Source organism: Pricia sp., assembly GCF_041745955.1.
Taxonomy (GTDB): domain Bacteria; phylum Bacteroidota; class Bacteroidia; order Flavobacteriales; family Flavobacteriaceae; genus Pricia.
In genome coordinates this window covers 19,406-30,771 of sequence record NZ_JBGTHY010000330.1, presented here as the reverse complement: position 1 = coordinate 30,771, position 11,366 = coordinate 19,406, and the positions used below count along the sequence as shown (strand labels likewise).

General features: G+C 43.6%; 9 protein-coding genes. All 9 read right to left on the bottom strand.

Annotation, left to right across the window (positions count from 1 at the left end):
• Positions 1-1,076: type II secretion system F family protein (locus ACEW8S_RS12200; RefSeq protein WP_373518426.1), on the bottom strand; the 1,076-nt coding region annotated here is incomplete at its 3' end.
• 3 nt (positions 1,077-1,079) lie between these two features.
• Positions 1,080-1,547: a type II secretion system protein J gene (locus ACEW8S_RS12195; protein WP_373518425.1), complete on the bottom strand. Its 468-nt coding sequence runs from the start codon at positions 1,545-1,547 to the stop codon at positions 1,080-1,082.
• The gene (locus ACEW8S_RS12190) at positions 1,537-1,872 is read right to left on the bottom strand and encodes a hypothetical protein (RefSeq protein WP_373518424.1); all 336 of its coding nucleotides are present in this window, start codon (positions 1,870-1,872) and stop codon (positions 1,537-1,539) included. Before ACEW8S_RS12190 ends, ACEW8S_RS12195 begins: the two co-directional genes overlap by 11 nt.
• Entirely contained in the window at positions 1,860-3,125 is a 1,266-nt protein-coding gene (locus ACEW8S_RS12185; protein ID WP_373518423.1) for a hypothetical protein, read from the bottom strand. The genes ACEW8S_RS12190 and ACEW8S_RS12185 overlap by 13 nt, the downstream gene beginning before the upstream one ends.
• Positions 3,122-3,586: a hypothetical protein gene (locus ACEW8S_RS12180; RefSeq protein ID WP_373518422.1), complete on the bottom strand. Its 465-nt coding sequence runs from the start codon at positions 3,584-3,586 to the stop codon at positions 3,122-3,124. The genes ACEW8S_RS12185 and ACEW8S_RS12180 overlap by 4 nt, the downstream gene beginning before the upstream one ends.
• A gap of 12 nt (positions 3,587-3,598) precedes the next feature.
• The gene (locus tag ACEW8S_RS12175) at positions 3,599-3,994 is read right to left on the bottom strand and encodes a hypothetical protein (protein WP_373518421.1); all 396 of its coding nucleotides are present in this window, start codon (positions 3,992-3,994) and stop codon (positions 3,599-3,601) included.
• Positions 3,991-4,362 (bottom strand): hypothetical protein, encoded by a 372-nt coding sequence (locus ACEW8S_RS12170; protein ID WP_373518420.1) that lies wholly within the window; start codon positions 4,360-4,362, stop codon positions 3,991-3,993. The genes ACEW8S_RS12175 and ACEW8S_RS12170 overlap by 4 nt, the downstream gene beginning before the upstream one ends.
• A 727-nt stretch (positions 4,363-5,089) precedes the next feature.
• On the bottom strand, positions 5,090-5,566 hold the full coding sequence (locus ACEW8S_RS12165; RefSeq protein ID WP_373518419.1) for a hypothetical protein: 477 nt from the start codon (positions 5,564-5,566) through the stop codon (positions 5,090-5,092).
• 10 nt (positions 5,567-5,576) lie between these two features.
• Positions 5,577-11,309, bottom strand: coding sequence for a leucine-rich repeat domain-containing protein (locus tag ACEW8S_RS12160; RefSeq protein WP_373518418.1), 5,733 nt, complete (start codon positions 11,307-11,309; stop codon positions 5,577-5,579).
• Positions 11,310-11,366: the final 57 nt, after the last annotated feature.

Below are 11,366 nucleotides of genomic sequence, written 5' to 3'. Positions count from 1 at the left end.
CCGACAAATATCCCGACGACCACAATGATCAAGGGCTCCATAAGGGTAGACAACAACTTGGATTTCTGCTGTACCTCGATGGCGTATTGCTGGGTGAGCCGTTCAAAGATATATTCGGTCCGGTTCGTCTCTTCGGCCACCTTTACCAAGGACACCATTTTATTGTCGAAGATCTTATTTCCGGCCATGCTTTCGTTCAGGCTCCTGCCGGACAGCACCTCTTTTTCGATTTGTGCCAGCGCATCGTTCAAGGGACAAAAATCGATCATCTTGTTGACCAGTCGGATACTGTTCAGCATGGGTACCTTTGAGGAGGTCAACAGGGCGACGGCCTGGGTAAATTGGGCCAGATATACCGAACCGATAAAATTACCCACATAGGGCAGTTTCAGCAGCAGATAGTCCTTCCGTCGCTTGAACCAGGTTTTTTTCGAGAAGGTCCTCCAGAGGAAAATAAAAGCCAAGATGGAGAGTAGGGCCAGCCAACCATAGTCCCGTATAAAATTGGAGGCACCGACTATCATCCTGGTCATCGCGGGGAGTTCGACGTTGTTCTGCCTGAAAATGTCCTCGAACATGGGTACGACCATGCGCAGCATGAATATTACGACCATCATGGCCGTGACGAGGATTATTACGGGATAGGTCAGTGCGTTTACAAGTCCCCTTCGCTGTTCGTTCTTCCGGGCATAGAACTTGCCCAGTTCCTCCACGATCCTTGACAGGGTACCGGTCTCCTCCCCGATCTTGACGGAATAGTACTCATATTCCGAGAACTCCCCTTTGTCCTGTAGTATCCCGAAAAAACTCCTGCCAGAGACCAGGGCATCCACCATGTCGCCAAAAAAGGTCCTGAGTTTTTCCTTTTTTTGGTTTTCCCGTATCAACGTTAGCGATTCCTTCAGGTTGATGCCCGCTTTCAGGAGAACGGCCAGTTCCGTATAGAAATCCTCCTTTTTTTTGTTCCCGAAGGATTTCCCGAACAGCGTTATTTCTTTCCGTAAGGTTCGGGACAACCAGTCCTTTTCGGGGCCTTTGTTCGGTACGGGGGCTGTATGTTCCAGTTTGAATCCCATGATCTATTTCATATAGGTATCTGCTGAATTGTTTTTGTAAACGAACAATCGCCGGCCGCCGTGGGCCTTTCCGGTCCAAAGGTCCAAGGCATCGATTTCCCCCGACGTCCGTTCAATATTTTCGAACAGAAAACGACGATGTTCCCATATTAGGTCGAACGTATCCTTTCCCTTTACGATCAGGTTTTTGTCCAACTTATATTTTTGGGTCCCCATTTCATTGGAAAAACTGAGCTCCCCGTTCTTCTCATCATAAGCAATAGTCCCGTACCTGTTGAAATCGATCCATAGGGACTGTCGCAAGCGGTCCAGCTCGGTAGTCCTTTCATAGTTCCGTTCGATGCCCAGCATCTGCCTTTGCACCAAATTGAGCACGGCAAAGGCCATGCCGACCACGATTGTCGTGATAAGCAGGGTCACGATCATCTCGGCCAGGGTAAACGCCCTTACTTTTTTCATCCTATTCCCCATATACCATCGTTTCGACGATCGATTTGTCAACCCCTTTTTTTTCCGCCCGGAAAGTTACGACCGGGACTCCCGTGCTTTTACCATTTTCAACTGAGATTTCCCAACCGTCCATCTCGTCGAAGTATGGGAGATGTAGGCCACCGTTGCCGTATCGATATCGCAGCTCGTGGATCCGCTCCCGAACGGGATGTGTCCTCCCCTTGATACTGCTTGAAAAAAGGTTGTTCAACAGCATACTGGAGATCATGAAGACGATAACGATGAGCACCGTTGCCACCAAAGTTTCCATCAGGGTCGATGCCCTTGTTTTCTTCAGTACAACCATTTGACCACTTTTTTAGTCCGTTCTTTTCCGGCGACCAGTCCCACATATTCTTTCGGCAGTGCGTTGCCGTCGATCGTGCCATTATATAAGTGGTTCTGGTAGATGCTCCCGTTTTCCAAGGCGATAAAGCCATTGGTAACAACACTGCCGATTACGGAGCCTTTCAGCTCCAGATTTTCCGTGCAATAGATTTCACCGCGGACCGTTGCGCCCTCGGAAACCATGATCTGTGGAAAATAAGTCTGCTTTTCGGATCCGTCCAGATATGCCAATACGCCGTTTACCGCACTTCCCGAATCGACATGGAGGTTTGGCCCGATACCTTTTCCTTGCCCGGTTCCCCGGTTCCTTTCCGATACCACCAGTGCCGTAGGGTAGGACAGTTCACACCGTTTGCCCACGGATATGTACGTATCGGCAAAGGCCTGGAAGCTGCCCTTGACCCCGTCTTCGATAACGATCTCGGGAGCGATCAATATTACGTCCCGCAACGTTGCGGACGGTCCGACAATGATTTTCTCCGAGGCGGCTATGATGATGTTCCCGATCAGGGACGCCCCTTCCAAGCGGAGCGTTCGGCCATTGATATGTTTGGTGGGGGATAGGAAGGAATTCCTTACCTTCAGATCCCGCTCGAACATGACGGCATTTCCTTTCCCCTGAAAATTTTCTAAAAGGTCCGTTATCCCCCTTTTTGTTTCGGCGGCCATTTCAGGGATTTCGGGGCCGCTTTCCTTTCGGTCGCCATGGAGTAGTCGGCCGTAGCGATAGGAATTTCCGGATATGTTGCCCATCCGGATACCCTGGGAAGGCAGATAGGCATCCCCGGTTATTTTGGCGCTCCCGGCAATTATTAACGGGCGTTGCCTATCGGTCAGATAGAGCGCGGGCGATCCATTTCCGGTACCGTTGCCCACCAGGGCCGTCTTGGTAAATTCGGTATTTTTATGTTGGGCCTTGGAGGTGTACTTTTCAAATAGGCCCCAGTGTTCCTTTTCGACACGGGTTTCGATACCGAATTTTTCCTCCAAAGGCACCTCCAGGACGGAACTGTCTTCCATCCCTTTTTGAAAGGCGTAGCGCAGTCCGAAATCGGCCCGTTGTATTACCGAAACGGTAATATCGGTCCTTTTGCCGAAAAAGGTGTGGGAATGGCTTATCAGGACAAAGCCCATCAGTAGGATCGCCACGACAGCGCCAATGAACAGTACGAACTGTAGGGCCCCGGCCCTTATCTTCTTTGGACACTTCATTGTGCTATCGGAACACTTTTGGTCTTTCCATGGTACCGAACCTTTATTTTTTCGGCATCGCCCGAAACGAGCCTGACCCCGCCCAGGACCCCGTTCTCGTCCAACATCTGCTGTTGCCCGTCCACGGTCAGGAAAAAGATCTTTTTCCCAGTTGTGTTTTCCGTTATAAAACCGGTATATCGGATGTCCTTCTCCGGAAGGGCCTCTTTTTTCGGCACGGCCTCTTTTTTTCCAGGCACCTCCGATCTTGGCAGGGTGCCCAGGAACGGATCCCGATAGTCCGCCACGATACCGAAGCTATCCGGGCGCTTTATGGCCACCGGGCGGAATTCCCCTATATCGGCTACTGTTCGCGATACCCCGGTCGGGGGGCTCACGGTCCTTACGATCCTAAGGCCCAGTAAGCCCCAGACCGTGAGTACGAGGCCCAACAACAGATATGTCCTTTGGTTCTTTTTCAATGGGCCTGGAGATTAGTTCGCGGATGCCTCTACCTTAAAGGCGCTTGACGAGAATTCCGTCCGGAAATCGCTGTTCAGTGCCTTTACCCGCCATTCGTAGTCCCCGTTGTCCAAATTTTTTATCGCCTTGGTACCGATAAAAGTGCTGTCCAGGACAATGGTGCTGTCCAACAGGATCTGGGCGGCCTCCCTGAAATTGGGCCGTGCGATCTGCACAGAATAGGAGTCGGCATCGGCCACGCCGTTCCAGGTAAAGTTTACTTGGGAATTTTCCACGACCACGCGGTCTTTTGGGGCGACGATCTCTACCTGCCGACCCGAAATATCCGGGACCTCCAGAATATCCTCACATCCGGTAGCAAAAATCCCGAGGTATATCAGTGCCGATAAAGCTTTTAATAATTTCATAGTTTCAGATAGGATTTGGTTTCGTTCAATTTTTGGGCGTCCCTTTCGGTCCCTTTCGGACATTTCCCGCCATCTGCGGAAATCGACGCAATGCGTTCTTTTCCAAATCTATCGGTATCCCAGCAAAATCCGGACACCTCGTAATCGAAGATTTCCATGGTCGATATTCTATAGGAATTTCGCTTACCGTTCTTTAGAAGTTCGATATCCAACAGCCCGTCCTTGCATTGGGTAAGGAAGAGCCCTTCCGCTCCAAGCAATCGCTGCGAATTTTCGGGAGTTTCCAAAACGGCAATCTGGGTCACGATTTTAAAGTCGTCATCGTTGGACAGGTAGGAACGAACGGTGGAATTTATATTTCCATTCAATTGCGATTGCAATGCAATTTTGTCTGAAAGCCGTAGACAGAGGTATTTTGGTTTTACTGGCAAGGAATCTATGAATATTATAGTGGGTATAGACCCTTGACGTGCAGTGTAATCAGTGTATCTTTTGAAATTTGATTTATCGAACTGTAGTTCTCTTATGGAGAGAGGGATGCCTTTTTTAAGATGGGGACTTCCAATTGCTTGGAAGTTTTTGGTTAAGAGGCGATTTTCCTCTTTTCCGATTGTTCCTATGGAAGGGATAAATCGTTCTTGGTTTCTTTTAATATCTTGGAGAGGGCCACAAGAAAATACCAATAATGCCATTATTGCATAAAACGTAGGTCGCATAAGTAGGTTTCTAATAAATAGAAACGTAATTATGGACTTAGTGTTGTATAAAAAGTGAAATAAATCCCGCCTACATGGACAGAATTTTATCTATGCTCGATGTGATGCTCAAAGATGCGCAGAACAATACGCTACAGGATAAGCTGGCTTAATTCAAAACTTGCTTGATTTCTTCCAATTTCATTCAACAGGAAACGTTTTCTGGTCATAAATAGCCAATGAATCACCGAGGATATTGCCCTTGGTCGTGATTTGAAATTTCCCATTCAGCAACTATGGATTGAGAGAGTGTCATAAACGTAGTGATAGCTTCATTACTATCGCTTGTAACAAGTCGTTGAATAGAAATATATTAGTTTTTGCTTGTACCAGCGGGGGGCTAATTTGTATTTTCGATTACTATTAATTTATTATTCTTTGTATTTACTAGGTAGTAATAATAGTAAACATTCTTTGGGCCAATTTTTCTATAAACTCCAGCTATATAAAAGTCTTTCTCATTTGATTTTAAATCGATTAAAAAATCTTTTATCCATTTTGATTTTTCTTTTGGAGTTACTTGGTTTTTAACGGATTCAATGGAATTTTTCAAATTATTGTAAATAGCTGAATCAGTATTCAATCGCCCCCAATTTTGTACCATATAATCTTCGTCAAATACATCTTTAAAAATAGGATAGTTTTTGAACGTCTCTATTTCATAAATCAAATCCGTATCTTCAATATCATAAATTACTAAATCATAAAGTCCAACATAAAAAGATTGCTGCTTTTCCAAATTAAATTTTCCGGGCAAAACCTTGGTGGTGCAAGATATTATTGAAATGGCCAATACTATAAAAAACCTCTTCTTCATAATGTTATAGTTACAACCCGAAAGGTCTAAAATTTGGAGTGGCTTTTGGAAATGGCGGTGTATTCACGTTTATTTTACCTTTTCCATAACCGTAAAAAAGAAAATCATCTCCTGATGGTGCAAAAATATTAAGTTTGTGAAAATCATATATGTCAAAATAACCATTGGATTGATCTATTGTAACTGTCCCGTTATTTGGATCGAGAAGTACAACATTTAAGGTTCCATGTACCCAGGAAAGAGTATTGTCACTGGCAGGACGATATATTACATGAGACTTAAATGCATGTATATTTACTCCTTTGAAAAAATTCACTAACTGATTGTTTCCATTTTTAAAATCTTGTACGCTTAAACGACTGCTTTGAAAATCGAGCTTAGAAAAATCTACAAGTAAAGATTGACCGTTTCCAATTTTCCTCCATCTATCTGCTTCAGCTTCGGTTACAATTCCATCTTGATCTGGTCTTGAAGAAAAATTAGTCAATAACTGTAAGGACGTATAGGGGTTCTTCCAATTTGCAGTAGACGTACTAGCGAAACCAAAAACATCTGAAATATCCATTAAATGAGTTGTTCCAATACCTGTCTCAATGTCGTACGTTGAGCATCTACAATCGTTTTCTCCTGTGGTAATGGAATCGGGGCAATCTTTACCTACACATCCCCCGTCCGGATCCGAATAGCTTATCGGGTTGTTCCCCATGCCGATGTAAGGACTGTCGAACTGGCCATAGGGATCTGGGCTAGTCCACCTTCCGATACGCGAATCGTACATCCTAAGCTCGAAGGCGTTCAGTCCCGTTTCGTCGTCCTTCTCGGAGTACTGTCCCTGATATCCGTAACGGTAGTCCCCGACGATGTTCCGACCCGGCATAGGCGACCCGAAGGGGTAGTAATCAGTAGCCGCGACAAGTCCTATTGGGGTACCGCTATCAGAGCGACCTACCACAGCACGGACGTTGCCAAGATGGTCGGTAATTTCGTATAAATCTGACTCGTCCAGTGGTTTGTGTAGACCTAAACGACCAAGGCCATAAATTGGCTGTTCGACCAACGAGCCGTTTCTATAGATTGCCAATATACTTCCCGATAAATCCCGAACATAAGTCTCAGTATTCATCTGAGAACCGTTGGTAAAAACCTCTTTTTTATATCGATGGTTACGCTCGTTATAATGGAACTTTACCAACGTGGAACCATTTTTTTTAACTTCCGTTACTAAACCATTCGTGTTGTAAAGATAGTCAACATTCTCTATATCGTTGCGAACCAACTGCCCTATTGCGTCATATATGTAATTATCAGAATTTTGACTGTCGATGTCATCACCGCTCGCAGAAGCGTCTACCATATCCGAAACATGATTCAACTGATTCGTACTGGAGTTATAATTGTAACTCAGGTCGTCCATTCCATTATTTCCCATCCCCCCATCTTTGTTACGTTTTAGAGAAAGGATATTACCGTTCGCATCATAGGTAATGTTTGTAACATCATAGTCTCCATTTGCAATAGAATCGAATCCACCGTTGGATACAATTCGAGCAATATAATCACTACCCTCCTCAGCGTGAAAGCCCGGCGCCAAAGTAATACTTTGCGAATATTCCTTTAGAGTCGAAGTACCACTAACATATGTATTCGTATCGGTATAAGCAGGATCTAACCCCGTATCTGTCTCTTGGGTATGTTTTCCGTAATTCGCGCTTGTGAGCCAATTGTTTCGCTCGTATTTGTAGCTATAGGCCTGTGAGGTTGTATTGGGCGCGTTACTATTCCATCTAATGCCCTTGATATTGCCATTGTATTGATTGTCTCCGTACATCGGTGTTTCAATACCCGACACCTCGCGCGAATAATCGGTATTATGGTAGTCTATCTGCATTCCGAATACGTCGGCTACCCCATCCGGGTCATATGATGCCTCAAGGCTTGGATGGTTAATCGACTTTAATTGCCCATTGATGTTATAGACATAATCGATACCTTGTAAGGGGATACCCTGTGTGTCAGGAGCTAATTCCGTACGTTTGAGCATGCCGGTTTCATAGTATTCGTAGTTGGCCTGAAGGGTATAGTCCTGGCCATTTTTTGAAGTTTCGACCGTAGTCAATTGGTGAAGGTCATTGTAGGTATACCGATGAATGAACTGATCAGAACTATCCTTTCCGTAAATTACCTGTTGGACCAATCCCGATATGGGATGATATTCGTAGTGCTGGGTAACATAATTTTCGGGCGAGGAGCTATCCGGATTTTTTAGCCCAGGGATTTCTAGGACCAACCAATTTACCCTGCCGTAAATATCATAGCTATAGAATGTTCGACCATACTTATTAGAGGTCTCGGCAACACGACCTGCCGTAAAAGTTGCCTTGTAATCTGGTTTGCCATCAAACCAACTTACATTATAACCTCTAGCGTCATATACGGTAATAGTGTGGTTGTCTCTATCCGTTGCTGTGGACATTTCGGAATAAGGGACTGTGAAATTTTCGTCGTCGGGATTCAATGTCTGAAAGTCAGAAGAAACAATCCCGCTTTGCACAGGCCTGCCTTTACCATCATAATCGGTAAATGACACCTCATTTCTCGTTGCTTGTTCGCTATTCTGAGAGTATCTAATTTGACCGTCTTGACGATATTTGAAACTAGAAGTACCTTCATCGGGATTTATGGTTTTAGTTAATTGACCCAATGTATTGTACTCATAATTTGTTTTCGGTTTGGTGCTCGTTGAAGTCCCTAGAGGTTGGTACACTTTCGCAATGCGACCAGCATCATCGTATTCATTTAAGGTATAATCATAATAGTTTTCTTTGTAGGTAACTGTTGCTCCCCCTGTATAGTCCTCTGGCGAATTGATGGCAACTCGATAAAATCCGTTCGGCGATAATGGGGAGTCGTTAGTGAGACCTTCGGTAATCAAATTGAAAACCCGATAAGTAACCCCGCTCGGAACATTAACTGTAAACCCCATGTTTTCACCTTGTGGCACATGTATGTCTATTAAGCCTTGTTCTCCAACCTGTATCGTCATGATCCGGCTTTCGGGACCGCCACTTCGGGCCGAGGCCAGGACCTTTCCATCCATGTCGGTAAAAACGACGTTTTCGTTACCATGTACATCACGCGTTACCGTTTTTAAGACATTATGCGAATCATACTTGGTGTCAGCGAATGCTACTGTCCTCGAAAGCTCTTGCGAAGCTTGGACGGTAAAGGAATATGTTTTTGAAAAAGAGTCACTGAAAGGAAATATTTGGTCGTCCCCATTGCTATCTATCCTGTTACCTCCTACGGAAAATAGTTTTTTGCCCGGAATTAATGAACTATAAACGCTTCTTGAAAAAGGGTGCTCGGTAATATCCTGAAAGCTTTCCCTAGTATTGCTATCACTGTAATACCAGCCTAAAGTGTTTGGCGCATTACCAATGTTCGGAGGATTGGAGGGATTTTGCTCCAAATCGGAGATGGTCATGTCCGTAGAATTGTCACCATTTTTTATAAAACCCTCTTGATATTGAAAGAACGTAGAATTTAGAAGAGGTGCCTCCAAAGTGGACAGTGCAGGCCTACCTAAATAATCGTAACGTATCTCAGAAGCCCATATGGAATTGTATTCCCTATCCCACCTTTGAGTTTGAACCTGTTTGCCCAACTCGTCATAGTAGGTCTTCGAGGCGACTTTCTCGATGCCGTTTATATCGTACGACCTTGAGGTTATGGTATTCCTGTCTTCGTATAGTAGTGGGCGTACCGAAATATTGATGTTTTCCCTTCTAAGGATAAGCCCTGTAACAATATCATTGGAGACCTCACAATGATAAGTGCCACTATCGTCAAATTGGGCGTTTTCGATGATTAGGTCGGGACTGTCCGGGGCATTGAGGGATACACCGTTTTTAAACCAATTATAGTGATTTTGGGAGCCAGATGTACTGACAGTAAGTGTGATATCCTCAAATTCATTTATTTCAAAGGTTTCTTCCTCATTTACGTTATCTTGCGGAGAATAATTAAAATAGATTAATTTAGAATCGAGATTATTAAATTCATCTTCCAAATCCCCAAATTGATATTGATTACCGTCTATGTATAGACTATACAAATCAGTCATATTCGCTAATTCTGATGGGATATTTCCGGATAGCCTATTATTTGCCAAACCTAATATACCGAGGTCATGCAAATTCCCAATTTCGACAGGGATAGTTCCACTGAGCTGATTGAATGACAAATTCAAGTTGCCAAGTTTAGTCAAATATCCCATTTCAATCGGTATACTGCCGTTGAAAGCGTTGTTATTAAGTTGTAGCACAGACAGATTGGTTAAATATTGAATCTCAATGGGAATACTTCCGGTAAACTGATTTTGGTTAAGGTATAGATGGGTAAGGGTAGATAAATTGCCCAACTCTGGCGGAAAGATTCCACTTAACTGATTGTTATCAAGGTATAAACGATTAATATTTAAAAGGTTCCCAAGTTCTGGAGGAATGCTTCCGGTTAATTGGTTGTATCTTAAATCTATCCTATTTAGTTTTATCAGATTGCCCAATTCCGAAGGAATGCTTCCGCTTAATTGGTTTACGTTAAGGTGAAAATATAACAAATTAGATAGGTTCCCCAACTCAGGTGGGATGCTTCCTGTGAGTTGATTGATGCTTAAATTTAGGTAATCAAGATTGGCCAAGCTACCTAATTCTAAGGGAATGTTCCCAACGAGTTGGTTAAAATTTAAATATAGGTATTTTAGATTGATTAAATTACCAAGTTCTAATGGTATTCCTCCGCCAATTTGATTATTATTTAGGTACAAATAAGTTAAATTCGTCAAGTTCCCCATTTCGGGGGGGATACTTCCGTCGAGTTGATTGGAACCAAGTGATAATATCTTTAAGCTAATTAGATTTCCTAGCTCAGACGGAATGTTTCCATTAATTTGGTTGGTATTCAGATATAGGTTTTCCAGGTTGGTCAACATTTCCAATTCTGGAGGCAGGGCGCCATCAAGTTGATTATTGTTTAAGTATACATGTGTTAAATTGGTTAAGTTGCCCAATTCGGATGGAATGCTTCCGCTGAGTTGATTGGAGGCAAGGTCTATCCGATTTAAATTAATCAGAGTTCCTAATTCCGGTGGAATATTACCGCTCAGTTGATTGGATGCAAGAGACAATTTATTGAGGTAAAATAAGTCTCCTATAGATGCAGGTATAGAGCCAGAAAGACCATTGTTATATAATTCCAATTCAGAGACGTTACCATTAATAACCGTTACCCCGTGCCACTGGCATGGTTCGGTGTTATCAATGTCCCAACTATTGCTCCAACTAGGGCCACCGGTCGCATTATAAAGGTCAATTAAAGCCTGCTTTTCACTTGATGAGATAGGAACGCTACAATCTGTCGAGGTGGCACTTGCGGTAGATTCGTATTGTTGTGCCGTTCCAAAGCTGGAAGTTCTCGACTGACTTGCTGTCGACAATGGGGACTGATGATTTTCCTTGAAGGATAGCATTTGTACATACGTATCAAGATAAAGTTCTCGTTCTTTTGCTATGAATCGGGATATCTCTTCTTGGGGAATGCCTCGATTGAGTAATTTTTGGGAAATCTTTTGTGCGTTGAACCCTATTTCCTCATCAGTGTAAGACTGACCCAAAATTGTCTGTATCCCGAAAAACCAAACAGAAAATAAAATGATTAATCGGAAAATCGGTTTTTGAAAGCTCATGATAAATCGTTTTGGAGATTGTTTCTCAGTCTGTATTATGTTAATAATAGTGTCTAT

Coding starts and splice junctions, on each gene's coding strand:
- ACEW8S_RS12195 (WP_373518425.1), bottom strand. CDS start 1,547: ATGGGGAATAGGATGAAAAAAGTAAGGGCGTTTACCCTGGCCGAGATG.
- ACEW8S_RS12190 (WP_373518424.1), bottom strand. CDS start 1,872: ATGGTTGTACTGAAGAAAACAAGGGCATCGACCCTGATGGAAACTTTG.
- ACEW8S_RS12185 (WP_373518423.1), bottom strand. CDS start 3,125: ATGAAGTGTCCAAAGAAGATAAGGGCCGGGGCCCTACAGTTCGTACTG.
- ACEW8S_RS12175 (WP_373518421.1), bottom strand. CDS start 3,994: ATGAAATTATTAAAAGCTTTATCGGCACTGATATACCTCGGGATTTTT.
- ACEW8S_RS12165 (WP_373518419.1), bottom strand. CDS start 5,566: ATGAAGAAGAGGTTTTTTATAGTATTGGCCATTTCAATAATATCTTGC.
- ACEW8S_RS12160 (WP_373518418.1), bottom strand. CDS start 11,309: ATGAGCTTTCAAAAACCGATTTTCCGATTAATCATTTTATTTTCTGTT.